The sequence below is a fragment of the Oryzobacter telluris genome (assembly GCF_043099285.1).
In the GTDB taxonomy this organism is placed as follows: domain Bacteria; phylum Actinomycetota; class Actinomycetes; order Actinomycetales; family Dermatophilaceae; genus Oryzobacter; species Oryzobacter telluris.
On record NZ_CP170723.1, the window covers coordinates 2,406,245 to 2,432,196 of the forward strand.

At 73.0% G+C, this 25,952-nt stretch carries 28 protein-coding genes; 19 read left to right on the forward strand and 9 right to left on the reverse strand.

The window, feature by feature from the left end:
• The first annotated feature begins 179 nt into the window (after positions 1-179).
• The gene (locus ACFLFB_RS11100) at positions 180-644 is read left to right on the forward strand and encodes a DUF6194 family protein (RefSeq protein WP_392542234.1); all 465 of its coding nucleotides are present in this window, start codon (positions 180-182) and stop codon (positions 642-644) included.
• Here the strand turns inward: ACFLFB_RS11100 and hemE are convergent.
• Positions 641-1,738 (reverse strand): uroporphyrinogen decarboxylase, encoded by a 1,098-nt coding sequence (gene hemE / locus ACFLFB_RS11105; protein WP_392542235.1) that lies wholly within the window; start codon positions 1,736-1,738, stop codon positions 641-643. The two genes, ACFLFB_RS11100 and hemE, sit on opposite strands and share 4 nt — an antisense overlap.
• 31 nt (positions 1,739-1,769) lie before the next feature.
• Positions 1,770-2,594: a DMT family transporter gene (locus ACFLFB_RS11110; RefSeq protein WP_392542236.1), complete on the reverse strand. Its 825-nt coding sequence runs from the start codon at positions 2,592-2,594 to the stop codon at positions 1,770-1,772.
• A 90-nt stretch (positions 2,595-2,684) separates the two neighbouring features.
• On the opposite strand from ACFLFB_RS11110, the gene ACFLFB_RS11115 reads away from it, so the two are divergent.
• From ACFLFB_RS11115 to ACFLFB_RS11155, 9 genes are all read left to right on the forward strand, one after another.
• Positions 2,685-3,269, forward strand: a complete 585-nt coding sequence (locus ACFLFB_RS11115) for a DUF3000 domain-containing protein (protein WP_392542237.1) — start codon at positions 2,685-2,687, stop codon at positions 3,267-3,269.
• Positions 3,270-4,505 (forward strand): HRDC domain-containing protein, encoded by a 1,236-nt coding sequence (locus ACFLFB_RS11120; protein WP_392542238.1) that lies wholly within the window; start codon positions 3,270-3,272, stop codon positions 4,503-4,505.
• Positions 4,506-4,572: 67 nt separating this feature from the next.
• Positions 4,573-4,869 carry an ArsR/SmtB family transcription factor gene (locus tag ACFLFB_RS11125; protein WP_392542239.1) on the forward strand — a complete coding sequence of 99 codons (297 nt, stop codon included), beginning with the start codon at positions 4,573-4,575 and terminating at the stop codon, positions 4,867-4,869.
• Positions 4,866-5,258: a VOC family protein gene (locus ACFLFB_RS11130; RefSeq protein ID WP_392542240.1), complete on the forward strand. Its 393-nt coding sequence runs from the start codon at positions 4,866-4,868 to the stop codon at positions 5,256-5,258. Before ACFLFB_RS11125 ends, ACFLFB_RS11130 begins: the two co-directional genes overlap by 4 nt.
• A gap of 129 nt (positions 5,259-5,387) precedes the next feature.
• Complete coding sequence (locus tag ACFLFB_RS11135) at positions 5,388-6,608, forward strand: thiolase family protein (protein ID WP_392542241.1); 1,221 nt, start codon at positions 5,388-5,390, stop codon at positions 6,606-6,608.
• Between the two features lie 3 nt (positions 6,609-6,611).
• Entirely contained in the window at positions 6,612-8,729 is a 2,118-nt protein-coding gene (locus ACFLFB_RS11140; protein ID WP_392542242.1) for a 3-hydroxyacyl-CoA dehydrogenase NAD-binding domain-containing protein, read from the forward strand.
• Between the two features lie 236 nt (positions 8,730-8,965).
• Positions 8,966-10,507: a helix-turn-helix domain-containing protein gene (locus tag ACFLFB_RS11145; protein ID WP_392542243.1), complete on the forward strand. Its 1,542-nt coding sequence runs from the start codon at positions 8,966-8,968 to the stop codon at positions 10,505-10,507.
• 11 nt (positions 10,508-10,518) lie between these two features.
• On the forward strand, positions 10,519-10,869 hold the full coding sequence (locus ACFLFB_RS11150; protein ID WP_392542244.1) for an antibiotic biosynthesis monooxygenase family protein: 351 nt from the start codon (positions 10,519-10,521) through the stop codon (positions 10,867-10,869).
• Between the two features lie 46 nt (positions 10,870-10,915).
• Positions 10,916-11,197 (forward strand): hypothetical protein, encoded by a 282-nt coding sequence (locus ACFLFB_RS11155; RefSeq protein WP_392542245.1) that lies wholly within the window; start codon positions 10,916-10,918, stop codon positions 11,195-11,197.
• Positions 11,198-11,219: 22 nt separating this feature from the next.
• Here the strand turns inward: ACFLFB_RS11155 and ACFLFB_RS11160 are convergent, their stop codons facing one another.
• The 4 genes from ACFLFB_RS11160 to dxs form a co-directional block, all read right to left on the reverse strand.
• Positions 11,220-12,197: an NAD-dependent epimerase/dehydratase family protein gene (locus ACFLFB_RS11160; protein ID WP_392542246.1), complete on the reverse strand. Its 978-nt coding sequence runs from the start codon at positions 12,195-12,197 to the stop codon at positions 11,220-11,222.
• A 78-nt stretch (positions 12,198-12,275) separates the two neighbouring features.
• Positions 12,276-13,061 (reverse strand): maleylpyruvate isomerase family mycothiol-dependent enzyme, encoded by a 786-nt coding sequence (locus ACFLFB_RS11165; RefSeq protein WP_392542247.1) that lies wholly within the window; start codon positions 13,059-13,061, stop codon positions 12,276-12,278.
• Between the two features lie 123 nt (positions 13,062-13,184).
• The gene (locus ACFLFB_RS11170; protein WP_392542248.1) at positions 13,185-13,835 is read right to left on the reverse strand and encodes a class I SAM-dependent methyltransferase; all 651 of its coding nucleotides are present in this window, start codon (positions 13,833-13,835) and stop codon (positions 13,185-13,187) included.
• A gap of 8 nt (positions 13,836-13,843) precedes the next feature.
• Positions 13,844-15,712: a 1-deoxy-D-xylulose-5-phosphate synthase gene (gene dxs, locus ACFLFB_RS11175; RefSeq protein WP_392542249.1), complete on the reverse strand. Its 1,869-nt coding sequence runs from the start codon at positions 15,710-15,712 to the stop codon at positions 13,844-13,846.
• 415 nt (positions 15,713-16,127) lie between these two features.
• Here dxs and ACFLFB_RS11180 point away from each other — a divergent pair, with 415 nt between their 5' ends.
• A complete protein-coding gene (locus tag ACFLFB_RS11180) occupies positions 16,128-17,246 on the forward strand; it encodes a DNA glycosylase AlkZ-like family protein (RefSeq protein ID WP_392542250.1) in 1,119 nt (372 codons plus the stop codon).
• Between the two features lie 68 nt (positions 17,247-17,314).
• On the opposite strand, the gene ACFLFB_RS11185 is transcribed toward ACFLFB_RS11180, so the two are convergent.
• Both ACFLFB_RS11185 and ACFLFB_RS11190 read right to left on the reverse strand, forming a co-directional pair.
• Positions 17,315-17,596, reverse strand: coding sequence for a VOC family protein (locus ACFLFB_RS11185; protein WP_407075701.1), 282 nt, complete (start codon positions 17,594-17,596; stop codon positions 17,315-17,317).
• Between the two features lie 71 nt (positions 17,597-17,667).
• Positions 17,668-17,805: a hypothetical protein gene (locus ACFLFB_RS11190; RefSeq protein WP_392542252.1), complete on the reverse strand. Its 138-nt coding sequence runs from the start codon at positions 17,803-17,805 to the stop codon at positions 17,668-17,670.
• A 143-nt stretch (positions 17,806-17,948) separates the two neighbouring features.
• Here ACFLFB_RS11190 and ACFLFB_RS11195 point away from each other — a divergent pair, with 143 nt between their 5' ends.
• The 5 genes from ACFLFB_RS11195 to ACFLFB_RS11215 all read left to right on the forward strand — a co-directional run bounded on the left by ACFLFB_RS11195 (position 17,949) and on the right by ACFLFB_RS11215 (position 21,469).
• Positions 17,949-18,452 carry a hypothetical protein gene (locus ACFLFB_RS11195; protein WP_392542253.1) on the forward strand — a complete coding sequence of 168 codons (504 nt, stop codon included), beginning with the start codon at positions 17,949-17,951 and terminating at the stop codon, positions 18,450-18,452.
• 477 nt (positions 18,453-18,929) lie between these two features.
• Positions 18,930-19,682: an acireductone synthase gene (mtnC, locus tag ACFLFB_RS11200; RefSeq protein WP_392542254.1), complete on the forward strand. Its 753-nt coding sequence runs from the start codon at positions 18,930-18,932 to the stop codon at positions 19,680-19,682.
• Entirely contained in the window at positions 19,679-20,293 is a 615-nt protein-coding gene (gene mtnB, locus ACFLFB_RS11205) for a methylthioribulose 1-phosphate dehydratase (RefSeq protein WP_392542255.1), read from the forward strand. Before mtnC ends, mtnB begins: the two co-directional genes overlap by 4 nt.
• A 33-nt stretch (positions 20,294-20,326) precedes the next feature.
• Complete coding sequence (locus ACFLFB_RS11210; RefSeq protein WP_392542256.1) at positions 20,327-20,917, forward strand: acireductone dioxygenase; 591 nt, start codon at positions 20,327-20,329, stop codon at positions 20,915-20,917.
• A 99-nt stretch (positions 20,918-21,016) separates the two neighbouring features.
• Entirely contained in the window at positions 21,017-21,469 is a 453-nt protein-coding gene (locus ACFLFB_RS11215) for a hypothetical protein (protein ID WP_392542257.1), read from the forward strand.
• Positions 21,470-21,920: 451 nt separating this feature from the next.
• On the opposite strand, the gene ACFLFB_RS11220 is transcribed toward ACFLFB_RS11215, so the two are convergent.
• A complete protein-coding gene (locus tag ACFLFB_RS11220) occupies positions 21,921-22,376 on the reverse strand; it encodes a hypothetical protein (protein ID WP_392542258.1) in 456 nt (151 codons plus the stop codon).
• Positions 22,377-22,550: 174 nt separating this feature from the next.
• Between ACFLFB_RS11220 and ACFLFB_RS11225 the strand changes: the two genes are divergently transcribed.
• From ACFLFB_RS11225 to cysD, 3 genes are read left to right on the forward strand one after another with little or no spacing between them, the layout of a single operon-like run.
• On the forward strand, positions 22,551-24,269 hold the full coding sequence (locus ACFLFB_RS11225) for a nitrite/sulfite reductase (RefSeq protein ID WP_392542259.1): 1,719 nt from the start codon (positions 22,551-22,553) through the stop codon (positions 24,267-24,269).
• The gene (locus tag ACFLFB_RS11230) at positions 24,266-24,988 is read left to right on the forward strand and encodes a phosphoadenylyl-sulfate reductase (protein ID WP_392542260.1); all 723 of its coding nucleotides are present in this window, start codon (positions 24,266-24,268) and stop codon (positions 24,986-24,988) included. The genes ACFLFB_RS11225 and ACFLFB_RS11230 overlap by 4 nt, the downstream gene beginning before the upstream one ends.
• A complete protein-coding gene (gene cysD / locus ACFLFB_RS11235) occupies positions 24,985-25,926 on the forward strand; it encodes a sulfate adenylyltransferase subunit CysD (RefSeq protein ID WP_392542261.1) in 942 nt (313 codons plus the stop codon). Before ACFLFB_RS11230 ends, cysD begins: the two co-directional genes overlap by 4 nt.
• Positions 25,927-25,952: the final 26 nt, after the last annotated feature.

A 25,952-nucleotide genomic window follows, 5' to 3' on the forward strand; every position in this document is an offset into this window, starting at 1 on the left:
CCACGCGTTCCGCCCCGTCGGAAAGGTCCCTGTTCGGGCGACTGGGCCTCTTCGCTGGCGACCGATGTGGACAGGTGGCAGGAAGCGGACACCAGACGGGTGGGCCCCGTCCATCGGAGGACGTCGGGTCCGCCTCGGGACTGATCCCGGCACCGACCGTCGCCGGTCACAGTGGGCGCATGGGCATCGACGCGGTCATCGACCACCTCGTGGGCCTCGGCGACGTCGTCGTGCAACGGCCCGGCCCCGGCGACGGGACACCCGAGATCGCCTGGGGCGACGTCTTCGTCTACTACTCCCCCGACGGCACCGTCCCCGCTGCACAGCCCTTCGCGACCGTCGTGACCAAGGACTACCCGGGCGAGCCCTCGGCCGGCCTCGACCGTCCCGGCGCCTTCCGGGTCAACGTCCACGCCGGCACCGAGGAGTTCGAGCGGCGCACCGGCCGCTCCCCCAAGGACGCCGACGCCGACGGCCACGACCCCGGCACTCCCGACGTCATCCACCCCCACCCGGTGTACGCCCCGTACGGGTGGCTCGCCGTCGTCGACCCGGGACCGGCAACGGAGGACGACCTGCGCGACCTCCTCACCGGAGCGCACGCGATGGCGCGCGCCCGCTGGGAGCGCCGCGCCACGACCTAGCGGGCGGAGACCTCGTGGACGAGCTCGACGACGCGGGTGAGGACGTCGGGGTCGGTGTCGGGCAGCACCCCGTGGCCGAGGTTGAACACGTGCCCCGGCGCAGCGCGTCCCTCCTCGACGATCTCTCGGACCCGGCGCTCCAGCGCCTCCCACGGCGCGAACAGCAGCGCGGGGTCGAGGTTGCCCTGCAGCGGCCACCGCCCGCCCGTGCGCTCGAGGGCGTCGGTGAGCGAGACCCGGTAGTCCACGCCCACGACGTCGGCGCCCGCCTCGCCCATCAGGGTGAGCAGCTCACCGGTGCCGACGCCGAAGTGGATGCGCGGGACGTCGAGATCGGCCACCGCCGCGAGCGCCGCGGCCGAGTGCTGCTGCACGTGGCGCACGTAGTCGGCCCGGCTGAGGAAGCCGGCCCACGAGTCGAACAGCTGCACGGCCGACGCGCCGTTCTCGGCCTGCACGCGCAGGAACGCCCCGGAGATGCGCGCGAGCCGCTCGCACAGGTCGTGCCAGAGCTGCGGGTCGCCGTGCATCAGCGCCTTGGTGTGCTCGTGGTTCTTCGACGGGCCGCCCTCGACGAGGTAGCTGGCCAAGGTGAACGGCGCCCCGGCGAACCCGATGAGCGGCGTGGCCCCGAGCTCGGCGACGAGGAGGCGCACCGACTCCGCGATGTCGGGGACGTCCTCCGGCACGAGGTCGCGCAGCCGCTCGAGGTCGGCACGCGTCCGCACCGGCTCGGCCACCACGGGACCCACGCCCGGGACGATGTCGAGGTCGATCCCGACGGCGGCCAGCGGGACCACGATGTCGGAGAAGAAGATCGCCGCGTCCACGCCGTGGCGCCGTACCGGCTGGAGGGTGATCTCGGTGACGAGGTCGGGGCGACGGCACGACTCGAGCATCCCCACGCCCTCACGCAGCGCGCGGTACTCGGGCAGCGAGCGGCCGGCCTGGCGCATGAACCACACGGGGGTGTGCGGCACGTCGAGGCCGCGGGCGGCGCGGACCAGCGGCGAGTCGGCGGGCGACGCCGAAGCCGTCGGGGCCGTGGTGGGAGCGGTGGCCGAAGGGGTCGTCACGGTGAGCCATCCTCCCATCCGGTGCGGCGCCCTCCGACAACCCTCGACGTCACAGGGCGATGACGCAGGCGCCGCCGATGGCGAGCAGCACCCCCACCTGCTGCACCCGCCGCAGCCGTTCGCCGATGACGACCCGGGCCAGCACCGTCGTGACCACGGGGTACAGCGACCCGAGCACCGAGGCCACGCTCACCTGCCCGCGCGACGACGCGATGCCGAAGAGGAAGTTCGCGCCGAGGTCGCCGCAGCCGATGACGAGCAGCCCCGGCACCTCGCGTGGCCTCACGCCCCCGACGTTGCGCAGCACCAGGGCCACCACGAGGAGGATCGACACCGACGTGATCCGCATCCCCCACAGGGTGAGCAGGGCCGAGTCGCGGGCGCCCCGGTCCAGGCAGAACAGCGCGAGCCCGAACGCCACCGCCGCGACCGACGCGAGCACCACCGGCCGCACGCTGACGTCACCGCTCAGCTCGGGACCGCTGGCCAGGGTCACCCCGATGATCGCCACGACCATCCCGACCCACGCCCAGGGCGACGGCGTCTCGCCGCTGGCCACCCCGAGCACCACCGGCACGACCACGCCCAGGGCCGCGATCGGCGCGACGACGCCCATGGTCCCGGAGGACAGCGCCGAGTAGAAGCAGATCAGGCCGACCATCCCCGACAGCCCCGCCGCCACCGACCACCACGGCCAGCCCTCGAACGTCACCGTGTCCCAGCGCACCGCGACGATGCTCGACACGACGAGCAGGGCCAGCCCCTGAGTCCAGCCGACGACCGCCACCGCGGGGCGCCGACGGGATGCCAGGCCTGCGAAGAAGTCGGACGTCCCCCACACCAGGGACGACGCGAGCGCGAGGAGGCTGACCACCGCCGCAGGCTATCGAGCGGCGTTCCGACGCCCCTGAGGCGTCCGGCGCGGCACCGTGCCGCCGCGGCCCCCACCGCTTACATTGCTGGGGTGTCAAGCCGCACCGTGACGGGCCGGGAGTCCCCCGAGTTCACTCGCGCACTCGAAGACCTCCACCGGGTTCGTCTGCGCCCCGAGATCCGCCTCACCGAGGTCCCGGCGCCCCAGCGCATCGCGCCGTACGCCGTCGCGCTCACGGCCGACGTCGTCGACCCCCGCGACACCGACGACGACCTCGCCTCCGGGCGCTTCGTCCTCCTGCACGACCCGTCGGCCCCCGAGCCGTGGGGCGGCCAGTGGCGTGCGGTGACCTTCGCGCGGGCCGAGCTCGAGCCCGAGCTCGCCACCGACCCGATGCTCGGTGAGGTCGGCTGGAGCTGGCTCACCGATGCTCTCGCGACCCGCGGCGTCTCCTACCTCGCCGAGGCCGGTACCGTCACCCGCGTGGTGTCCCAGAGCTTCGCCGGCCTCGCCGACCGTCCTGCCAGTGTCGAGATGGAGGTGCGCGCCTCGTGGACCCCTCTCGGACCCGAGGTCGGTGAGCACCTCCTCGCGTGGTCGGACCTGTTGTGCACGATCGCCGGGCTGCCCCCGCTCCCCGAGGGCGTCGTCGCCCTGCCCGGACCCCGCCGCTGAATGAGCGACGACACCACGACCCCCGCGCCCGAGGAGCAGTCCGGCCCACCCCCCGTTCCCCTCGACGAGCCCGCTGACGGCGTCCCCCACGTCGTCGAGGACGAGCGCGAGCTCGCCCGGGCGGCCGCCGCCATCGCCGCGGGCTCGGGACCGGTCGCCATCGACGCCGAGCGCGCCTCCGGGTACCGGTACGGCCAGCGTGCCTACCTGGTGCAGGTGCGCCGTGAGGGCGCCGGGACCTGGCTCATCGACCCCATCGCCTGCCCTGACCTCTCGCCCCTCGACGACGCGATCGGGGCGGCCGAGTGGCTGCTCCACGCCGCCACCCAGGACCTCGCCTGCCTCGCCGAGGTGGGGCTGCGCCCGCGCCAGCTGTTCGACACCGAGCTCGCCGGCCGCATCCTCGGGCTGCCGCGCGTCGGCCTGGCCGCCGTCGTCGAGCACTACCTCGGGCTGGGCCTGGCCAAGGAGCACTCGGCGGTCGACTGGTCCACGCGCCCGCTGCCCGAGCCGTGGCTGCGCTACGCGGCGCTGGACGTCGAGGTCCTCGACGAGCTGCGCAACCTCATGGGCGTCGACCTCGCCGCCCAGGGCAAGGACGAGTGGGCCCGCCAGGAGTTCGCGGCGCTGCTCACCTGGGCCCCCACCGAGCGGGTCGACCCGTGGCGGCGCACCTCCGGCATCAACACGCTGCGCTCGCGGCGGGCCGTCGCCATCGTCCGCGAGCTCTGGTACGTCCGCGACGACATCGCCCGCGACCGCGACACCTCCGTCGGCCGGGTGCTGCCCGACGCCGCGCTCGTCGAGATCGCCAAGGCCGTCCCGCGCACCGTCGCCGACCTGCCGCGCGGCCACCGCGCCATCGCCCGCTACGGGCGCCAGTGGGTCGACGCCGTGGCCCGGACCCTCGAGATCCCCGAGGACGACCTGCCGCCGCGCACGCTGCCGTCCGACGGGCCGCCGCCCCCCCGCGTCTGGGCCGAGAAGAACCCCGTGGCCGCCGACCGGCTCGGGGCGACGCGCGCGGCCCTGACCACCTTCGCCGAGGAGCACGTCATCCCGGTGGAGAACGTCTGCTCCCCCGACCCGCTGCGCCGTGTCGTCTGGCAGCCGCCGTCGGAGCACGACGAGGCCGCGTTCACCCGGGCGCTGCTCGACCAGGGCGTGCGCCCCTGGCAGGCCGGCATCCTCGCGCCGATGCTCGTCGAGGCGTTCGCGCAGTTCCCCGACGCCTGACCCGGTCGGCCCGCATCCACCGGGGCGTCGTTGACATGCAAGCAGGCACTTGCCTATCGTCACCGGCATGGATGACGCCGCGGACCTGACCTTCCGGGCCCTCGCCGACCCCACGAGGCGGGCCCTGCTCGACGTGCTCGTCGAGCGCGACGGGCAGACGCTCTTCGAGCTGTGCACCCGGATGACGGGGCTCGGCATCACCTCGAGCCGCCAGGCCGTCACCCAGCACCTGGCGGTGCTCGAGGAGGCCGGGCTGGTCCGCGTCCGGCGGGAGGGGCGCTACCGCCTCCACGACCTCGACACCACCCCCCTGGACCCGGTGCGCCGGCGCTGGCTCCGACCCGATGAGAGGACCGACCCATGAGGATCACCCGCACGAGCGTGTTCGTCGACGACCAGGCGAAGGCCCACGACTTCTACACCGGCCTCCTCGGGTTCGAGGTGCGCCATGACATCCCCCTCGGGCAGTTCCGCTGGCTGACCCTCGTCAGCTCCGAGGACCCGGACGGACCCGAGCTCGTCCTCGAGCCCGACGAGCACCCCGCCGCCCGCGCCTACACCGAGGCCCTCATGGCCGACGGCATCCCCACGACGTCGTTCACCGTCGCCGACGTCGAGGCCGAGCACGCGCGGCTCACCGCGCTCGGCGTGGTGTTCACCCAGCCGCCCGTACCCACCGGCCCGGTCGTCACGGCCGTGCTCGACGACACCTGCGGCAACCTCGTCCAGCTCGTCTCCGCCCAGCCGACCTGACCGGGCGGACCCCGGCGGTGACGGTCGTCACCCCGGCCACCGTCGACGACTAAGCGCTTGCTTAGTAGCATCGGCGGCAGGCCCGGGCGAACCGGGCCGACCCCCGAACCCCCACCAGGGAGGCCACCCGTGCCACGCGTGCTCCAGGAGGTCGTCTTCGTCGACGGCGTCCGCACCCCCTTCGGCAAGGCGGGCGAGAAGGGCATGTACGCCCAGACCCGCGCCGACGACCTCGTCATCAAGTGCATCCGCGAGCTCCTGCGCCGCCACCCCGAGCTGCCGAAGGAGCGCGTCGAGGAGGTCGCCGTCGCCGCGACGACGCAGATCGGCGACCAGGGCCTGACCCTCGGCCGGCTCGCCGCCCTGCTGTCCGGCCTGCCCAAGAGCACCCCCGGCTACAGCGTCGACCGCATGTGCGCCGGCGCGATGACGGCCGTCACCAACGTCGCGTCCTCGATCGGCGTCGGTGCCATCGACATCGCCGTCGCGGGCGGTGTCGAGCACATGGGCCGCCACCCGATGGGCGAGGGCGTCGACCCCAACCCGCGGATCGTCGCCGAGCGCCTCGTCGACGAGTCGGCCCTCGTCATGGGCCAGACGGCCGAGAACCTCCACGACCGCTTCCCCGAGCTGACCAAGGCGCGCTGCGACGCGTTCGCCGTCGCCAGCCAGCGCAAGCTCGCCGCCGCCTACGAGGCCGGCAAGGTCCAGCCCGACCTCGTCGAGGTCGCCACGCGCCACGCCGAGAAGGGCTGGGGTCTGGCCACCGTCGACGAGCCGCCGCGCCCGGGCACCACGCTCGAGGAGCTCGCCGCCCTCAAGACCCCGTTCCGCCCGCACGGCAACGTCACCGCCGGCAACGCCGCGGGCCTCAACGACGGCGCCACCGCCTGCATCCTCGCCAGCGAGGCCGCGGCGACCGAGCTCGGCCTGCCGGTCCGGATGCGCCTGGTCTCCTACGCCTTCGTCGGCGTCGAGCCCGAGGTCATGGGCATCGGCCCGGTGCCCGCCACCGAGAAGGCGCTGGCCAAGGCCGGCCTGACCATCGAGGACATCGGCCTGTTCGAGCTCAACGAGGCCTTCGCCGTCCAGGTGCTCGCCTTCCTCGACCACTTCGGCATCGCCGACGACGACGCGCGGGTCAACCCCTGGGGCGGCGCCATCGCCACCGGGCACCCCCTCGCGTCCTCGGGCGTGCGCCTGATGACGCAGCTCGCGCGCCACTTCGAGGAGCACCCCGAGGTGCGCTACGGCGTCACCGCGATGTGCATCGGCATCGGGATGGGCGGCAGCGTCATCTGGGAGAACCCGCACCACGCCGCGTACGGCACCGACGGCACGGAGGCCTGAGCCATGACCACCACCACCGAGTCCCCCACGCTGCCCGCCGAGGTCGTCACCCGCACACCCGTGCAGGACGTCGCCCTCCCGGGCAGTGTCGGCACCCTCGCCCTCATCACGCTCGACAACGGGCGCGACCACACCCGCCCGAACACCTTCGGCCCCGAGGGCATCGCCGGACTCCAGGCCGCCCTCGACACCCTGAGGGCGCGCGCCGAGTCTGGCGAGATCGTCGCCGTCGGCGTCACCGGCAAGCCGTTCGTCTTCGCGGTCGGCGCCGACCTGTCGGGCATCCCGTACGTCACCCGCCGCGAGCAGGCCCTCGAGATCGCGCAGGCCGGCCACCGCGCCTTCGCCACCCTCATGGACCTGCCCGTCCCGACGTTCGCGTTCGTCAACGGCGCGGCGATGGGCGGCGGGGTCGAGCTCGCGCTCTCGGCCGACTACCGCACGGTGTCGGCCGGCATCCCGGCGTTCGCGCTGCCGGAGACCTTCCTCGGGCTGCTCCCCGGCTGGGGCGGGTGCTGGCTGCTGCCGAACCTCGTCGGCCCGGCCAACGCGCTGAAGGTCGTCATCGAGAACCCGTTGTCGCAGAACCGGATGCTCAAGGCCAAGGAGGTCGTGGGTCTCGGGATCGGCGACGTCCTCCTCGAGCCGGCCGACTTCCTCGAGGACTCGCTGCGCTGGGCGGCGGGCGTCGTCAGCGGCGCCGTCACGGTGCAGCGCGCCGAGGTCGACCGCGACGAGGCCACCTGGGAGGCGGCGTGCGACGCCGGCCGCAAGGTCGTCCTCGCGAAGACCGCCGGCCGCGCCCCCGGTGCGCTGCGGGCCGTCGAGCTGGTCCGTGCCGCGCGCACGGCCGGCCGTGACGAGGCCTTCGCCGCCGAGGACGAGGCGCTCGGCGACCTCATCATGACCGATGAGCTGCGGGCCGGGCTCTACGCCTTCGACCTCGTGCAGAAGCGGGCCAAGCGCCCCGCCGGTGCCCCGGACAAGGCGCTGGCCCGCCCGGTCACCAAGGTCGGCATCGTCGGCGCCGGCCTGATGGCGAGCCAGCTGGCGCTGCTCTTCGTCCAGCGGCTCGGCGTCCCCGTGGTGCTCACCGACCTCGACGAAGAGCGCGTCGCCAAGGGTGTGGCGTGGGTGCACGAGCAGGTCGACGGCCTGCTCGCCAAGCGCCGCGTCTCCCCCGACAAGGCCTCCTTCCTCAAGCGCCTCGTCACCGGCTCGACCTCGAAGGAGGGGTTCGCCGACGCCGCGGTCGTCATCGAGGCGGTGTTCGAGGAGCTCGCGGTGAAGCAGCAGGTGTTCGCCGAGGTCGAGGCCGTGGTCTCGCCCGAGTGCGTGCTGATGACCAACACCTCGTCGCTGTCGATCACCGAGATGGCGAGCGGGCTGGCCCACCCCGAGCGGGTCGTCGGCTTCCACTTCTTCAACCCGGTCGCCGTCATGCCGCTCGTCGAGGTCATCCCCGGCGCGGCCACCGACGAGGCGACGCTCGCCACCGCGTTCGCCACGGCGAAGACGCTGCGCAAGACGGCGATCCGCGCCAAGGACTCGGCCTCGTTCATCGTCAACCGGCTCCTGGGCCGCTTCATGGGCGAGTTCTCGCGCATCGTCGACGAGGGCACGCCCGTGGCCACGGTCGACAGGGCGGTGGCCGGCATCGCGCCGATGCCGCCGTTCGTCCTCCTCGGCCTCGTCGGCCCGGCGATCGCCCTGCACAACAGCGAGACCCTGCACCGCGCGTTCGGCGACCGCTTCCACGTCTCCCCCGCGCTGCGTCGCCTGGTCGAGGCCGGCAAGCGCGGGTACTACCGGATGGAGGACGGCCGCCCCGTCCCCGACCCGGAGGTCGAGGCGCTGGCCGAGACGCCCGAGCACCCGGTCGAGCTCACCGTGGACCAGGCGCGCGAGCGCATCCTCGGCGTCCTGGCCGAGGAGGTCGGGCTGATGCTGTCCGAGGGCGTCGTCGAGGCGCCGATGGACATCGACCTCGCGATGATCACGGGCGCGGGCTTCCAGTTCTGGAACGGCGGCCTCATCCCGCTGCTCGACCGCGAGGGCGTCTCCGAGCGGGTGCTCGGCCGCCGCATCCTCCCCGCCGGCGTGGCGAGCGTCCCCGCCTGACGCCACCCGGGGCGCTCCCGGCTCCGGCCGGGGCTGCACTTCAGTACGGCAACACGCCGAGGATCACTCCAGATCCTCGGCGTGTTGCCGTCCTCAAGGGCGTGCAGGGCGGTCGCGGCACCGTCGGGGCACGGCGTCTCGAAGGGGACGTGACCCCTCACCTGCGCGTTCTCACCGACCGAACTCCGCGGGACACGAAAAGTCTCGATATCTCACAGGTGATATACGCTTGACGGGTGACGACCACCTCCGACACGTACCTGACCCGCATCGGCACGCTCATCCGTGACGCCCGCCGGCACCAGGGCCTCACCCAGAGCGAGCTCGCCGACCTGCTCGGCACCAGCCAGAGCGCCGTGGCGCGCATCGAGCAGGGCAAGCAGAACCTCTCCCTCGAGATGCTGGCCCGCGTCGGCGAGAAGCTCGACAGCGAGTTCGTCTCCCTCGGCCACAGCGGCCCGCAGCACCTGCGGATCGTCGGCGGGCGTAAGCTCTCCGGCTCGATCCCGGTCAAGACGAGCAAGAACGCCGCCGTCGCCCTCCTGTGCGCGAGCCTGCTGAACAAGGGCAAGACCACCCTGCGCAGCCTGGCCCGCATCGAGGAGGTCAACCGGATCATCGAGGTCCTCACCTCGATCGGCGTCCGCGTGCGCTGGCTCCCCGACAGCAACGACCTCGAGATCATCCCCCCGGCCCAGCTCGACCTCGCGAGCATCGACGTCGACGCCGCCCGCCGCACGCGCACCGTCATCATGTTCTTCGGTCCGCTGCTCCACGACCTCGACCGCTTCCAGCTGCCCTACGCCGGTGGCTGCGACCTCGGCACGCGCACGATCGAGCCGCACCTGTCGGCGCTGCGCCCCTTCGGCCTCGACGTCCAGGCCACGCACGGCTTCTACGAGGCCGAGGTCGACCCGACCCGCTCGCCGCAGCGCGCCATCGTCCTCACCGAGCGCGGCGACACCGTCACCGAGAACGTCCTCATGGCCGCCGCGCGCAACCCCGGCACCACGGTCATCCGCAACGCCTCCCCCAACTACATGGTCCAGGACCTCTGCTTCTTCCTGCAGGGCCTCGGCGTGAAGATCGAGGGCATCGGCACGACGATCCTCACCGTCACCGGCGTCGAGCACGTCGACGTCGACATCGAGTACTACCCCTCCGAGGACCCGATCGAGGCGATGAGCCTCATCGCCGCCGCGGTCGTCACCGAGTCGACGATCACCATCGAGCGGGTGCCGATCGAGTTCCTCGAGATCGAGCTCGCGACCCTGGGCGAGATGGGCCTGAAGTACGACCTCACCGAGGAGTACCTCGCCAAGAACGGCTACACCCGCCTCGTCGACCTGACGATCCACCCGAGCCCGCTCAAGGCCCCGGTCGACAAGATCGCGCCGATGCCGTTCCCCGGCCTCAACATCGACAACCTGCCGTTCTTCGCGCTCATCGCCGCGTGCGCCGAGGGCACGACGATGATCCACGACTGGGTCTACGAGAACCGCGCGATCTACCTCACCGAGCTGACCAAGATCGGCGGGCAGGTCCAGCTCCTCGACCCGCACCGCGTCATGATCACCGGCCCCACGCCAAAGTGGCGTGCGGCCGAGGTCATGTGCCCGCCGGCGCTGCGTCCCGGCGTCGTCGTCCTCCTGGCGATGCTCGCGGCGCCCGGCACCTCGGTGCTGCGCAACGTCTACGTCATCAACCGCGGCTACGAGGACCTCGCCGAGCGCCTGAACGCCCTCGGCGCGACGATCGAGACCTTCCGCGACATCTGAGGACGGCGCCCGTGGGTGAGGTCGAGCGGCCGCTCGTCGGCCAGGTCGTCACGGTCTTCCGCAACCGGCTCCGGCCGGAGGCGGAGGACGCGTACCGCACCGAGCTCGAGGTGGTCGCCGACCTCGCGCGCTCGATGCCGGGCTTCGTCGAGACCAAGACCTTCGTCGCCGATGACGGGGAGCGCGCGACCATCGTGACGTTCGCCGACCCGGACTCGCACCGCGGGTGGCGCGACCACCCGCGGCACCGCGAGGCCCAGCGTCACGGCATCAGCGACTACTACGCCGAGTACTCGATCGCCGTGGGCGAGACGACCTACGCCAGCGCGTTCGTGCGGCCCGCGGCCCACCCGGAGGCCTGACCGCCGGGTCTGGCGTGTCCCCACTGCGAGGGCGCACACTCTCGTCATGGTGGACCTCGTGCCCTTCCCGCGCACCGGCGTCGTCCGTGACGCCCGGGGTGGCGGGCGCGCGCTGCGGGTCTCATGGCACCACGACGAGGGGCTCGTCGTCCTCTCGGTGTGGCGCGGACCGACCTGCGTGGCGACGACCCGCGTGGGGGCCGAGGACGTGCCGGACCTCGTCGAGGTGCTGGTCTCCGGTCTGGGTCAGGGGTATGCGGCCGCGGCGCCGACCGGGTCGGTGGAGCCGCCGGCGGGGCACGCCGACATCGGCGCCGACGCCGGATGACGGTGCGCCAGAAGGTGGTCGGCTAGCCCGTCGCGTCGAGGACGCGTCGCTCGTCGACGTCGGTGAGGCCGGCCCGTCGCTCGTCGCCCTCGGGGCGTGACTCCTCGAAGGCCAGGGCGTCGGTCAGGGTCTCGCGCAACGGCCTGAGGACGAGGCCCGCCTCCCGCGCGCGCGTCGTGTCGAGCGTGGCGAACCCGCGCCACTCGGGGTCGGAGATCCACAGCGGCAGGGACGCCGGCCCCATCCAGTTGTCGATCCCGAGCTCGGTGAGCCGGTCGAGGGGCACGGGTCGGGGCGTGGCGCCGGACCCGCCGACCTCGGCGGCGAGGGCGAGGACGTCACCGAGGCGCGTCGTGGCACCGGTGGCGTTGAAGACGCCGCCGGTGCGGTCCTCGACGAGCGTCACGACCCACGCCGCGAGGTCGCGGACGTCGACCATCGCGGTCGGGAAGTCGGGATCGTCGGGGACGACGACCTCGTCGGCCACGGGGTGCGCGAACCGCCACGGCCAGTAGCCCGTGCGCCCCGACCAGTCACCCGGGCCGCCGATGAGCCCGGACCGGATGACCGTGGCGGTCGCCCCCGAGCCGAGCACCGCTGTCTCGCAGGCGACCTTGGCCTCGCCGTAGGTCTCCATGTCCTCCATGACGTCGCCGTCGAGGGGCGCGCGCTGGGGCGAGTCCTCGTCCTGCTCGAGCGCGTCGAACGCGGCGTAGACGTTGCCCGTCGAGACGAACACGTAGTGCGCGGTGCGCAGGTCGCGCACCGCGCGCCGGACCTGGCCTGGCTGGCGCGAGACGTCGACGACGGCGTCCCAGTCGGCGCCGGAGACGGGCGCGAGGCCGTCGTCCTCGTCGCGGTCGGCCCGCACGAAGGTGGCACCGTCAGGAGCGGGTGCGCTCCCCCGCGCCAGGCAGGTCACGTCGTGGCCGCGCCGCAGCGCCTCCCGCGCGACCGTCCGACCGAGCCACGCCGTCCCACCGAGCACGAGGATCTTCATGGCTCCACCCAACCGCGGTGTGCCCCAGCGGGTCCAGCGTGTTCGCGCTCAGCCGACCCGAGGGGCGTCCCGGGTCGGTCAGTAGCCGGGGAAGACGCGGCGCAGGTCGTCGAGGTCGAGGTCACCCGACACCGCCACGTCGTCGGGGGTGTGCGCCTCGGTGAGGCGGCCGGAGAGCAGGCGCGCCACGGCATCCGGCGAACCCTCGAAGCGGGCGTTCGCCTCGGTGCCGCCGGGCACCAGCGCCACCGTGCCGTCGATCGAGAGGTCGTGGTCCAGGGAGGCGAGGTCGACGAGCGCCGGCTGCGCCACCTGGTCGGACCTGGCCGTGAACCCGAGCATCCACCCGAGGCCGTCGGCGAGGTGGTCGACGAGCAGCAGGGCGGTCGCCTCGTCGATGGCGGCGTCCTCGTCGAGCGCGACGCGCACGTCCCAGGAGTGCTGGGCGGCCTCGTTGAGCCGCATGCCGAGGTAGGTCCCGAGCGGCAAGGGCTCGGGCAGGAACCCGAGGTCGACGCGGGCGTTCTCGAGCTGCTGGGGGGTCAGCGACTCCACCGTCTCGACGAGCGCGGCGTCGGAGACGAGGAAGCCGTCGGCCTGCTCGCGCGGGGACAGCGCGTTCCAGCGGTCCCAGACGCTCTGGTTGAAGCCGTCGGGCGCCTTCTCGCCGGCGAGCGCCGCCCGCACCGTCTCCGACCCGATCTCGGCACCGCTGCCGAGGTGCGAGAGCACCTGCGCCACCGGCCACTCGGACGCGCCCGACGGGAGCGCGAGCTGCTCGTCGGTGAGACCGCGCACGACCGCGGTCAGCTCGTCGTGGGTGGACCGCAGGGCGGCGATGCTGGCATCAGGGGTGGGGGTCATGGGGGTCGCAACCCGGCGCCCGCCCGCGATGTTCCCGACGGCACGTGGCGATCCCGAGCCCCAACACGTCGCAGGACACGCCGACAACCGAACCCCGGGTCGGCGTGTCCTGCGACCGATGACTCAGGCGGGGCGGCGGGCGAGGACGAAGGCCTGGGGCTCTTGCTCGCGCCCGACGGCCCGGCGCACCAGCCGCGCCTCCTTGACGAACCCGGCTGCCGCGAAGGCGTCGAGCATCGCCTTGATGCCCCGCTCGTGCCGCACGAGCACCACGTCGTGGCCGCGCTCGCGCAGCCGGGCGCCGACGTCGGACGGCCCGTCGCCCACCTGGAACCCCGTGAGCACCGCACCCCCCGGCCGCACGACGCGGAACGCCTCATCCAGCGCCCCGGGCAGCTCGTCCGCCGTGAGGTGGATCAGCGAGTACCAGAGCAGGACACCGTCGAACGCGGCGTCCTCGAACGGCAGGTCCGTGAGGCTGCCCTCGCGCACGTCGAGGTCGGGGTGGTCGCGCCGCGCCATCGCGAGCATGCCCGGCGACAGGTCGACGCCGCTCACCGCGAACCCGCGGTCGGCGACGTAGCGCGCCATCCGCCCGGTCCCGCACCCGGCGTCGAGGACGTGCGCACCCCCGGCCTCGCGCACGAGGCGCAGGAAGTGGTCGAGCATCGCGAGGTCGACCGCGGCCTCCGGCTCGGTCGTCGGGAAGGTCGCCGCGTAGTCCTGCGCCATCGCGTCGTACGCCGCCCGGACCTCGGGCCCCGAGTCACCCACGAGCGGGCTCAGGCGAGGCGGGTGCGCAGGGTGGAGGCGACGGCCTCCGGGGTGAGGTCGACGGAGTCCAGCACGTGGCCGCGCGACCCGTGGTCGAGGAAGCGCTTCGGCAGCCCGAACGCGTCGACGGGGACGTCCGAGCCGGAGTCGCGCAGCGCGAGCGCCACCTGCGACCCGATGCCGCCGACCACGACGTTGTCCTCGACCACCGCGACCCGACGCACGCCGGACGACAGCCCCACGAGGTCGCCGCTCACCGGCAGCGACCACACCGGGTCGACGACCCGCACGCGCACGCCCTCGGCGGCCAGCTTCTCGGCGGCGGTGAGGGCGGTGGCGACCATCGACCCGATCCCGACGAGGAGGACGTCGACGTCACCGTCGTCGGGCTCGGCCAGGACGTCGACGGTGCCGACCGTGCGCACCGCCTCGATGGGGTCGCCCACGGAGCCCTTGGGGAAGCGCACGACCGACGGGGCGTCACCGATCTCGACGGCCGCGTGCACGGCGCGCGCCACCTGCTGTCCGTCGCGCGGCGCCGCGAGGTGCAGCCCCGGCACGACGCCGCTGATCGTCATGTCCCACATGCCGTGGTGGGAGGCGCCGTCGGGCCCGGTGACCCCGGACCGGTCGAGGACGACCGTGACGCCCGCCTTGTGCAGCGCGCAGTCCATGAGCAGCTGGTCGAAGGCGCGGTTGAGGAACGTCGCGTAGACCGCCACCACCGGGTGCAGCCCCGAGAACGCCAGGCCCGCCGCCATCGTCAGCGCGTGCTGCTCGGCGATGCCGACGTCGAAGGTGCGCGCCGGGTAGTGGTCGGCGAAGTCCTGCAGCCCGACCGGGATCATCATCGCGGCGGTGATGGCGACGACGTCCTCGCGCTCGCGGCCGATCTCGACCATGGCATCACTGAACTCGTCGGTCCACGACCGCCCGGCGATCTCGAGCGGCAGCCCCGTCTCGGGGTTGATGACGCCGACCGCGTGGAACTGGTCGCCCTCGTGGTTGATGGCGGGCTCGTAGCCGCGCCCCTTCTGGGTGATGACGTGGACGAGCACGGGCCCGCGGTACGCCTTGGCCTTGCGCAGGGCGGCCTCGATGGCCGGCTCGTCGTGGCCGTCGACCGGGCCGACGTACTTCAGGCCGAGGTCCTCGAACATCCCCTGCGGGGCGACGATGTCCTTGATGCCCTTCTTGACCCCGTGGAGCGTCTCGTAGACCGCGCCCCCGACGACGGGCGTGCGGGCCAGGGTGTTCTTGCCCCAGTCGAGGAAGCGCTCGTAGCCGCGCGTGGTGCGCAGCGTGGCGAGGTGGTCGGCGAGGCCGCCGCGGGTGGGCGCGTACGAGCGCTCGTTGTCGTTGACGACGAGGACCAGCGGCAGGTCGCTCTCGGCGGCGATGTTGTTCAGCGCCTCCCAGGCCATGCCGCCGGTGAGCGCGCCGTCACCGATGACGGCGACGGTGTGCCGGTCGCGCTCCCCGCGCACGACGCGGCCGGCCGCGATGCCGTGGGCCCACGACAGGGAGGTCGAGGCGTGCGAGTTCTCGACGACGTCGTGGTCGGACTCGGCACGGCTCGGGTACCCGGACAGGCCCCCCTGCTTGCGCAGCCCGGAGAAGTCGCGACGCCCGGTGAGGACCTTGTGCACGTACGACTGGTGGCCGGTGTCGAAGACGACCGCGTCCTTCGGGGAGGAGAACACCCGGTGGATGGCCATCGTCAGCTCGACGACACCGAGGTTGGGGCCGAGGTGTCCGCCGGTGCGCGAGACCTCGTCGACGAGGAAGCCACGGATCTCCGCGGCGAGCAGCGGCAGCTGGTCGGGCCGCAGGGCCTTGAGGTCGTCGGGACCCTCGATGCGCTCGAGCAGGCTCACCGGTGACTACCTCCTGGCGTGTGGCTTCTCGCGGACGAACCCCCAGAGTCTAGGCGCTCCCCCTGCCCGGTCAGGCACGCCGCAGGGTGCCCTCCACCACTCCCGCGCACGATCCTCACGCCACCGCCACGCCACCGCCACGCGGCCCCCGCGCCGTGGGATCCTGCGTCTCGACGAGGAGGCAGGGTGTCGGTCGTGGGCTACGCGGGAGCCGGGGCGTGGGGCGCGCGCGTCATCCCGGGTGCCATCCGGCGAGCGCTCGACACCGAGCGGCCCCTCGTCATCGCCACCGACCAGCCCCGCGCGGCTTCCCCCGCACGCCGCACACCACGCAGCGCCGCGCCTTCCCGGTCGACATGCCGCACGACGTCGTCGACCACGTGACGCTGTCGGACGTCAGTGCGAGGCTGCGGGGATGAGCAGCCCGACAGAGGCATCGGTCACCCGGGAGCAGGCCCTGTCGTGGCGGCTGGGGCGGCAGCTCCTCGAGCCGCGCGGGTCCTCGACCGTCGCGGAGGTGGTGCAGCGGCTCGGCGCCGTGCTCTCGATGGACGAGGCGCTCGCCGAGCTGGCGGTGCGCTCCCGCAGGACGTCGTCGGTCCCCCGCGAGCTGGCCGCGGCGTTGGCCGACGGCGAGGTCATCAAGGCGTTCGCGTTCCGGGGGTCGATGCACTACCTCTCCCCGGACGACGGCGGCATCTACCTCGCCCTGCGCGCGGCGGGGCGCCAGTGGGAGCGGGCCAGCTGGGTGGAGTTCTACGGCCTGGCGCCGGCCGACTGGCCGGACTTCCGCGCCGCAGTGCGCGACGCCCTGCGCGACGGGCCGCTGACCGTCACCGAGCTCGGTGAGGCGCTGGCCGGGCACCGTGCCTACCGCCATCTCAAGCCGGTGTTCGACGACGGCGCGGGCACCCTCGTCAAGCCGCTGACCTGGCAGGGCGACATGGGCTTCGGTCCCCCGCGCGACGGCCACCACACCTTCCAGCTGCTCGAGGGCAGCCCGCGGTGGCGAGGCATCCCCGACCTCGACGACGCCGGTCCGCAGGCGGTCACCGCGTACCTGCGCACCTACGGACCCGCGACCCCGGACCACCTCCACTACTGGCTCGTCAACGGGCTGAGCGCCGGCCGCCGACGGCTTGACTCCTGGGTCGCCGGGCTCGCCGACCGGTTGGTGGCCGTTGATGTCGCGGGCACGCGGGCGCTGGTCGTGCGCGAGGACGTCGAGGCGCTCGTGTCCTCGGCCCCGTCCGAGGTGGTGCGGTTCCTTCCGGGGCACGACCAGTGGGTGATCGGTCCGGGCACGAAGGACGTCCACGTCACGCCGCCGGCGCTGCGCGACCTCATGACCCGCAAGGCCAACCCGGTGCTCGTCGGCGGTGTCGTCAGCGGCACGTGGGCGCGCCGCGGTGACGAGCTCGAGGTCACCTGGCTGGCTCCCGGTCCTCGCCCCGACACGGCTCTCGAGGAGGAGGCCGCCCACCTCGCCGAGCTCCTCGGCGCCGACCTCCGCCTGCGCCTCCTCACGTCCTGACCGACGCGGAACGACGAAGCCCCCGCAGCACCGGCTGCCACGAGGGACGGCTCACCCCGAATGGCGAGTCAGTCGTCGGGCGTCGGGGGTGCGGCGACGCAGAGGACGCCCCGGTTGCCGTCCGGGTCGGCGATGACGACGAGCGACGGCGCGTCGCTGTCGTCGACGACGGTCCCCCCGGCGGCGACCGCGGCGGCGATGCGCTGCTCGGCCACCTCGGGCGGCACGTAGACCTCGAGGTGGAACCGCTGGCCCGAGGTCCCGCCCTCGTCGGCGTCCCCGAACCACAGGTTCGGCGCCCGCCCCGTGAGGTCGCGGATCTCGTCACCCGGCCACCACACCGGCGACATCGGCTTCCTCGACGACGACGGCTTCCTCTTCATCGTCGACCGCGCCAAGGACATGATCATCTCCGGTGGGTTCAACGCCCCACCGCGGCGACGAACCGTGCGCCGGAGCCGAAGTCGTCCACCAGGTAGCGGGCGTGCAGCCCCTGCGCGAGCTTGCGCCACTCGGTGAGCCCGGCCGCGGCGATCTCCCCACCCCTGAGCACGTCCATGCCCGGGGACCCTAGCCGTGACTCGGGTTCCGTGCCCTGGTTCGTCGCACCGCTTCCGACGTCCACGGCCGAGGAGGACGTTCGGATCCCGCTGCCACCCAGCCGCTGCGTGGCAGTGTGCTGAGGTGACCACATCGCCCTCCATGCGGACCGTCTCGGTCCTGCACCGCACGGGACAGTGGTGCCCGGGTCGCCGGCTCGACGACGTCGTCGCCTACGACGTGCGGATCCTTCCCGAGTACCAGGTGGCCGGACGACCCACTGTCGATCGCAGCTACCTCCTGCTCGACCAGGGCATCCAGCTGACCAGACCGGTCGCGTTCGACGGCCCGGTGGAGGGCTGGTGGTACGTCGACGTCGTGGAGATCGAGCACGCAGCGTCCGGACTCGTCGTCCACGACCTCTACGTCGACTTCCTGGTCCCACCCGGCGCCGAGCGCTACCACGTCCTCGACCTCGACGAGCTCGCGGAGGCCCTCGGCAGCGGCGACATCACGCCGGTCCAGGGCGCCACCGCCCTCCGGAGAACCCAGCGCTTCGTCGACCGGCACCTGCGCAGCATCGCGGAAGGTTCCGTCGCTCCCCCGAGCGAGTTCCCACCGGCCGGCATCGCCGCACTCGAGCCGTTGCCTGCCTTCCATGACTGAACCGCGCGAGCCGATCGGGCCGGGCGAGACAGCCGGCCCGTGCAGATCAGCTGCCGTGGCGGCACGGTCACGCGTTCAGGGCAGTCACGTCGCCTGAAGGAGGTAGTCCGCCACCAGCCTTGGCTGCGCGAGGGGTAGCAGGTGCCCTCCGGGCAGGACGTCGGCCTCAACGCCGAGCCGGTCCCGAGCGGCCCGTCCTCGTCCCCGGAGCCGGCGGATCGGCGTGGGTCTGGAGCCGGGTGGCGCGGGTCCTGACCGCGGCCGAATGTGGCCACACCCGACGGTAGCCGGGGGCCAGTGCGCTCGAATCCGGCGCGCGAGATCGTCGTGCGAACAGACTCGTCTGCGCGATCATCGAGATCATGACCGCCCCGAGGCTTGCGCAGTCGTGAGACCGGCTGGTCGGTCGGCCCGAGTCCGAGGAAGACTCGGTCGGGGCTACCGTCGCCTTCAGAACAGCCACCCAGGAGGTGACCGATGAGCACGTCCGGATCCGAGCGCGTCGAGGTGACGGCCGGGTGCGTCGTCCTCGACATCGAGGGCACCACCAGCCCGACGTCCGCCGTGCTCGGGACGCTCTACGACTACGCCCGGCCGCGCCTCGGCCCCTGGATCAGCGCCCACGGCGACGACCCGGTCGTGCAGGGCGCCGTCGCGGACGTGCGGCGCGAGGGCGGGCTGCCCGACGACGCGCCGGTCGAGGACCTCGTCCGGGTCCTGCACGGGTGGATGGACTCCGACGTCAAGGCGACCCCGCTGAAGACCCTGCAGGGGCAGGTCTGGGCCGACGGGTTCGCGGCTGGCGACCTGCTCGCGTCGCACTTCGACGACGTCGCGCCGGCACTGAGGGCGTGGCACGAGTCCGGCGTCCGGCTGGCGATCTTCTCGTCGGGATCCGTTGCGAGCCAGCGGCCCTGGTTCCGGCACACCGAGGTCGGCGACCTGTCCGAGCTACTCGAGGACTACTTCGACACCACCAATGCCGGCCCCAAGCGGGAGGCGGCGTCGTACCGGCGGATCGCCGACGCGCTCGGCGTCCCGGCCGGCCTCGTCTTCCTCTCGGACGTGCCCGCCGAGCTCGACGCCGCGGCGGAGGCCGGCTGGGTGACCGTCGGCGTCGCCCGCGCCGGCGAGCCGCAGGAGGACGCCGACTTCGGGGTCCACCCGGTCGTGGCGTCCTTCTCCGACCTCGCGGTCCTGCCCGTGACCCTCGACCGGGGCGCGTCATGACCGTCGACAGGGACACGGTCGTGGCGGCGGGCGCCCGGATGGCCGACACCGCCCGGCTGCTGGCGGCCCACGGCTGGATGCGGGCCACCTCGGGCAACCTCTCCGAGGTCATGACCGCGGACCCGCTGCGCGTCACCGTCACCGCGAGCGGCCTGGACAAGGCCGAGCTGACGCCTGACTCCGTCGTGGTGGTGGACGGCGCCGGCCGCGCGGTCCCCGTCGACGGCCTGGCCCCGCTCAAGCCCTCCGCCGAGGCCGCGCTGCACGCCCACATCGCCGCGGCGACGGGGGCGGGGGCCGTGGTGCACGTCCACGCGCTGGCGGCCGTCGTCGCCGGCCGCCGCTGGCCCGAGGGCGTCCGCGTGCAGGGGCTGGAGATGCAGAAGGCGCTCGGCCGCGCGGCCGATGACGACGTCCTCGTCCCCGTGATCGCCAACAGCCAGGACATGAGCGAGCTCGCCGACCGGTTCGACGACGCCGTCGACCTCGCCACGCCCGGCATCGTCGTCGCCGACCACGGCCTCTATGTCTGGGGGCGCGACCTCGTCGAGGCCCGCCACCGGACGGAATCCCTCGAGTGGCTGCTGTCGTTCCACGTCCAGACCGCCTGACCCACGACCCGACCGACGACCAAGGAGGACCCCGTGTCCCTGCTCACCGTGTACACCGATGGCGACGCCCCCGAGAAGGTCCTCGAGGCCGAGGAGGCGCAGGACATCGCGGTCGCGCTCAAGGAGATCGACGTGCGCTTCGAGCGCTGGGAGGTCGCCGAGGAGTTCGCCGGCGGCGGCGACCAGCAGGCCATCCTCGACCACTACCGCGAGGACGTGGCCCGCGTCATCGAGGCCGAGGGGTACGTGCTCGTCGACGTCGTCCAGCTGCACCGCACCGATGACGAGGGGTGGGAGGCGCTGAAGACCGCAGCCCGGAACAAGTTCCTCTCCGAGCACACCCACGACGATGACGAGGTGCGGTTCTTCGTCTCCGGCAGCGGCATCTTCTACCTGCACACCCAGGGCAAGGTGTACGCGATGCTCTGCGAGGCCGGCGACCTGCTGAGCGTCCCCGCCAACACCACCCACTGGTTCGACATGGGCACCGACCCCGACTTCACCGCCATCCGCTTCTTCCACGACGAGGACGGGTGGGTCGGCAACTTCACCGGGAACCCTCTGGCCGAACGGATCCCGAGCTACGACGAGATCGCCGCGGGACGATCCAACACGCGTTCCTGACACCCGACGCTCGGCCGGGTGCGAACCGCGCCGGGACGGGACCTGGTCGGGCGCGCGCGCCCGGAGCCCGGGGCCTCACCCGGCTGCGATGATCGGCCGATGAGCGCGGACAGCGACCCCACGGACGCGGCTGCCGAGCGTCGCCGCCAGGCTCGGGAGAACGCCGAGTACCACGAAGCGGCCGCGGCACGAGCGGCCCAGGCCGAGGCGCGAAGGACGGCGCCGATGGTGTCGGCCTTCGCCGAGGCGATGCGGGCGGCGGGCGTCGAACCCACCCGGTTGCGGGCCCGCCCCTACAGCGGCAGCGGGAGCCTGCGCACCGACGTCGTCGGCTGGTACGTGCGACGCGACCGCCGGGCAGCCGTCGGCACCGACGGCCACTGGTACGTCCTCGTCGTGGCGCCCAGCCTGCGCGGACGGCTGGCCGGCATCCACCTCGACCCCAGCGACGCCCCGCTCCAGGTCGGAGCCGGTGGCCGCGACGGTGACTCCGTGGCGCTCGACGTGCTGCTCCGCATACGTCTGGAGGCCGGGGCCGACTTCCCCTCCTGACGAGCCGCACCCTGCGAGCATCGGGTCATGTCCATCCGGCGGTTCGGCGCCGTCGCAGGGGTGGTCGTCCCTGCGTCCTGTGCCCGGCTGGGTGTGTGGGTGGCGAACGCGGGACGTGGCAGACCACCAGGTGCGCTTGCCACAGGAGTTCGTCGATCACGCCGTGACCCGGTTCGAGGCGCAGGAAGCCAAGGTGTCGGACCCCAGGAACCGCGACTTGGGAGCTTGGCTGCGGATGACCCGATGGACATCGGACACCCAGCGCGGCAGATCAGGAAGTGCCGCGCCACCACGGTGATGACGCAGAAGTCCACGCAGGGCGCAAGTACATCTGCGTCATCTCGGAGTTTCTGCGCCGTCGCGGTGATGGCGCGGAAGTTGCAACGAGCGACCTGCGGCAGGTGCGGTCGTGGGGTGACGCCCACTGTTGTCCGTCCCACGACCGGTGCCGTCAGAGCTTGGGGACGAACTCGAGGCCGCGCAGCGCGTCCAGCAACAGCCCGGCGGCCCGGCGGGTCGACAGCAGCCGCACGCCCTCGACCTCGAGGTCGGCGAGGACCTGGGCCACTCCCTCCGGGCCGATGTCGTCGAGGAGGTCGACCCGCACCTCCCGGTACGCCGAGCGCATCGCGCCGAGCTGGGCGTCGAGGTGCCGCACGGTGAGCCAGCCCAGGGCCACCGGGTGCCGCCGCCAGGCCGGGTAGAGCCGGTAGTCGGGCGGGCAGTGGTCGAGCAGCCACGCGCTGGCGCGGTGGTCCCAGCCGCGCTCCCCCGGCGGCGGGACGCCCTGCGGCCACCCCGGAGGCCCACCCGACCGTCCCGCCCCCGAGGCCGAGCGCTGACGCGCCGGCGACCCCGGGCTCCCGGCCCGCAGCGGCGGGGCGGCGGGAGGCACGGGATCGAACACGTGTTCGATCATACGCCCGTGCGGTCCGGCCGGTCAGCCCGTCCACGACCTCCTACCGCGCCGGTAGGAGTTCCTCCCGCATCGTGGACCGGGTGGGAGTCGATAAGGGCACGTTATACATTTCATCACCACCTCTTTGTGCACGGGCGCGCCCGCAGACCTCGAAAAAGGACCATGACGACCAACACCGCCGACACCGCCAGCGGCCGGGCCCTGCGCCCCCCGCGGGCCGGGCGTTCCAACGGCCAGTGGGCCGTCGACGGGCGTGAGCCGCTCAACGCCAACGAGGTGTGGAAGCAGGAGGACGGCGGCCTCAACGTCCGCGAGCGGATCGAGCAGGTCTACTCCAAGGAGGGCTTCGCCTCCATCCCCCCGCAGGACCTCAGCGGGCGGTTCCGCTGGTGGGGGCTGTACACCCAGCGCAAGCCGGGCATCGACGGCGGCAAGACCGCCCAGCTCGACGACACCGAGCTCTCCGACGAGTACTTCATGCTCCGCGTCCGCCTCGACGGTGGCGCCCTGACCCTGGGCCAGCTGCGCGTCCTCGCCGACATCTCCACCGAGTTCGCCCGCGGCACCGCCGACATCAGCGACCGGCAGAACATCCAGTACCACTGGATCCGCGTCGAGGACGTCCCCGAGATCTGGCGCCGCCTCGAGGCCGTGGGCCTGCAGACCACCGAGGCCTGCGGCGACACCCCCCGCGTCATCCTCGGCAGCCCCCTGGCCGGCATCGCCGCCGACGAGATCATCGACCCCACGCCGGTCATCGACGAGATCACCCGCACCTTCATCGGCGACCCCGAGCTCGCCAACCTCCCCCGCAAGTTCAAGTCGGCGATCACCGGCCACCCCAGCCTCGACGTCGTCCACGAGATCAACGACATCTCGCTCGTCGGAGTCGTCCACCCCGAGCTCGGCGCCGGCTACGACCTCTGGGTCGGCGGCGGACTGTCCACCGCGCCGCGCCTGGCCGAGCGCGTCGGCGTCTTCGTCACGCCGGAGGAGGCCGCGGAGGTCTGGTTCGGCGTCATCCGGATCTTCCGCGACTACGGCTACCGGCGGCTGCGCACCAAGGCCCGCCTGAAGTTCCTCCTCGCCGAGTGGGGCCCCGAGAAGTTCCGCGAGGTCCTCGAGACCGAGTACCTCGGTCGCGCCCTGCCCGACGGTCCCCCGCCGGCCAAGGCCACCGGCCCCGGCGACCACGTCGGCGTGCACCTGCAGAAGGACGGCAACCACTACGTCGGCGCCGCACCCGTCGTCGGCCGGATCAGCGGCGACGTCCTCACCGGTCTCGCCGACCTGATGGAGGCCGCCGGCACCGACCGCGTCCGCCTCACCCCGCACCAGAAGCTCGTCGTCCTCGATGTCGCGCCGACCGTCCTCGACGACGTCGTCGCCGGCCTCGAGGCCCTGGGCCTGTCGGTCGCGCCGAGCCCGTTCCGCCGCCACACGATGGCGTGCACCGGCATCGAGTTCTGCAAGCTCGCCATCGTCGAGACCAAGGCCACCGCGGCCACGGCGATCGCCGAGCTCGAGCAGCGCCTCGCCGACGTCACCGACCGGCTCGACACCCCGGTCACCCTCAACGTCAACGGCTGCCCCAACTCCTGTGCCCGCATCCAGACCGCCGACATCGGCCTCAAGGGCATGGTCGTCACCGACGGCGACGGCGAGCAGGGCGCCGGCTTCCAGGTGCACCTCGGCGGCGGGCTCGCCTCTGCCGACCGCGACGAGGCAGGCCTCGGCCGGACCGTGCGCGGCCTCAAGGTCAGCGCCACCGACCTGCCCGACCTCGTCGAGCGCCTCGTGCGCCGCTGGCTCGACCAGCGTGCCGACGGCGAGACGTTCTCGAGCTGGGCCCACCGTGTCGACGAGGAGGAGCTCCGATGACGACCGCCACCACCCCCACCGCCCGCCGCAGCACCGACGAGCTGCGCGCCCTCGCCGAGGAGGGCGCCCGCGAGCTCGGACCGGACGCCACCGCCGACGAGGTCGCCGCCTGGGCCGCCCGCACCTTCCCCGGCACCCTCGCCGTGGCCTGCAGCATGGCGGATGCCGTCCTGCCTGCCGTCGTGGCCAACCACGCCCCCGGCGTCGACGTCCTCTTCCTCGACACCGGCTACCACTTCGCCGAGACCTACGGCACCCGCGACCAGGTGGCCCACGAGCTCGACGTGACCATCGTCGACGTGATGCCGAAGCTCACCGTCGCCGAGCAGGACGCCGAGTACGGCCCCCGCCTCCACGACCGCGACCCCGCCGCCTGCTGCCGGATGCGCAAGGTCGAGCCGCTGCAGGGCGCGCTCGCCGGCTACGAGGCGTGGGTCACGGGTGTCCGCCGCGAGGAGGGCCCCACCCGCGCCGACACCCCGCTCGTCACCTTCGACGAGCAGTTCGGCCTGGTGAAGCTCAACCCTCTGGCGGCCTGGTCGTTCGACGAGCTCATCGACTACGCCACCGACCACCGCGTGCCGGTGAACCTGCTGCTCTCCGACGGCTACCCGTCGATCGGGTGCGAGCCGTGCACGAAGCGCGTCGAACCCGGCGAGGACCCCCGCTCCGGTCGCTGGGCCGGCTTCGCCAAGACCGAGTGCGGACTCCACCCATGACCGACACCCTCCCCGAGGTGCTCCCCGACGTGTCCACCGACCTTCCCGTGCTCAGCCAGCTCGACGTCCTCGAGAGCGAGGCGATGCTCGTCATCCGCGAGATCACCGCCGAGCTCGAGCGCCCCGTCCTGCTGTTCAGCGGCGGCAAGGACTCCGTCGTCATGCTGCACGTGGCGGCAAAGGCGTTCTGGCCGGCCCCGATCCCGTTCCCCGTGCTGCACGTCGACACCGGGCACAACTTCCCCGAGGTCCTCGAGTACCGCGACGCCACCGTCGAGCGGCTCGGGCTGCGCCTCGAGGTCGCGTCGGTGCAGGACTGGATCGACGACGGCCGGCTGCGTGAGCGCGCCGACGGCACGCGCAACCCGCTGCAGACCCAGCCGCTGCTCGAGGCCATTGCCGGGCACCGGTTCGACGGCGTCTTCGGCGGTGGTCGGCGCGACGAGGAGAAGGCCCGCGCCAAGGAGCGCGTGGTCAGCCTGCGCGACGACTTCGGCCAGTGGGACCCCAAGAACCAGCGCCCCGAGCTGTGGAACCTGTTCAACCCGCGGCACCGCCCGGGCGAGCACGTGCGCGTGTTCCCGCTGTCGAACTGGACCGAGCTCGACGTGTGGCGCTACATCGAGCGCGAGGGCATCGACCTCCCCGGCCTGTACTACACGCACGAGCGCGACGTCTTCGCCCGCGACGGCATGCTGCTGGCCGTCGGCCCGTACTCGCAGCCGCGTGACGGCGAGGTCGTCGAGCGTCGGCGCGTGCGCTACCGCACGGTCGGCGACATGTCGTGCACCGGCGCCGTCGCCAGCGAGGCCGTCACCGTCGCCGACGTCGTCGCCGAGGTCGCCGCGTCCACCCTCACCGAGCGGGGTGCCACCCGCGCCGACGACCGGATCTCCGAGGCCGCCATGGAGGACCGCAAGAAGGAGGGCTACTTCTGATGCACCCCATGAAGTTCTCCGCTCGT

Bases quoted from the DNA above. Each gene is read 5' to 3' on its own strand.
- ACFLFB_RS11100 (WP_392542234.1), top strand. From the start codon at position 180: ATGGGCATCGACGCGGTCATCGACCACCTCGTGGGCCTCGGCGACGTC.
- hemE (WP_392542235.1), bottom strand. From the start codon at position 1,738: ATGGGAGGATGGCTCACCGTGACGACCCCTTCGGCCACCGCTCCCACC.
- ACFLFB_RS11120 (WP_392542238.1), top strand. From the start codon at position 3,270: ATGAGCGACGACACCACGACCCCCGCGCCCGAGGAGCAGTCCGGCCCA.
- ACFLFB_RS11125 (WP_392542239.1), top strand. From the start codon at position 4,573: ATGGATGACGCCGCGGACCTGACCTTCCGGGCCCTCGCCGACCCCACG.
- ACFLFB_RS11130 (WP_392542240.1), top strand. From the start codon at position 4,866: ATGAGGATCACCCGCACGAGCGTGTTCGTCGACGACCAGGCGAAGGCC.
- ACFLFB_RS11140 (WP_392542242.1), top strand. From the start codon at position 6,612: ATGACCACCACCACCGAGTCCCCCACGCTGCCCGCCGAGGTCGTCACC.
- ACFLFB_RS11155 (WP_392542245.1), top strand. From the start codon at position 10,916: ATGGTGGACCTCGTGCCCTTCCCGCGCACCGGCGTCGTCCGTGACGCC.
- ACFLFB_RS11160 (WP_392542246.1), bottom strand. From the start codon at position 12,197: ATGAAGATCCTCGTGCTCGGTGGGACGGCGTGGCTCGGTCGGACGGTC.
- ACFLFB_RS11165 (WP_392542247.1), bottom strand. From the start codon at position 13,061: ATGACCCCCACCCCTGATGCCAGCATCGCCGCCCTGCGGTCCACCCAC.
- ACFLFB_RS11180 (WP_392542250.1), top strand. From the start codon at position 16,128: ATGAGCAGCCCGACAGAGGCATCGGTCACCCGGGAGCAGGCCCTGTCG.
- ACFLFB_RS11185 (WP_407075701.1), bottom strand. From the start codon at position 17,596: ATGTCGCCGGTGTGGTGGCCGGGTGACGAGATCCGCGACCTCACGGGG.
- ACFLFB_RS11190 (WP_392542252.1), bottom strand. From the start codon at position 17,805: ATGGACGTGCTCAGGGGTGGGGAGATCGCCGCGGCCGGGCTCACCGAG.
- ACFLFB_RS11195 (WP_392542253.1), top strand. From the start codon at position 17,949: ATGCGGACCGTCTCGGTCCTGCACCGCACGGGACAGTGGTGCCCGGGT.
- mtnC (WP_392542254.1), top strand. From the start codon at position 18,930: ATGAGCACGTCCGGATCCGAGCGCGTCGAGGTGACGGCCGGGTGCGTC.
- mtnB (WP_392542255.1), top strand. From the start codon at position 19,679: ATGACCGTCGACAGGGACACGGTCGTGGCGGCGGGCGCCCGGATGGCC.
- ACFLFB_RS11215 (WP_392542257.1), top strand. From the start codon at position 21,017: ATGAGCGCGGACAGCGACCCCACGGACGCGGCTGCCGAGCGTCGCCGC.
- ACFLFB_RS11225 (WP_392542259.1), top strand. From the start codon at position 22,551: ATGACGACCAACACCGCCGACACCGCCAGCGGCCGGGCCCTGCGCCCC.
- ACFLFB_RS11230 (WP_392542260.1), top strand. From the start codon at position 24,266: ATGACGACCGCCACCACCCCCACCGCCCGCCGCAGCACCGACGAGCTG.
- cysD (WP_392542261.1), top strand. From the start codon at position 24,985: ATGACCGACACCCTCCCCGAGGTGCTCCCCGACGTGTCCACCGACCTT.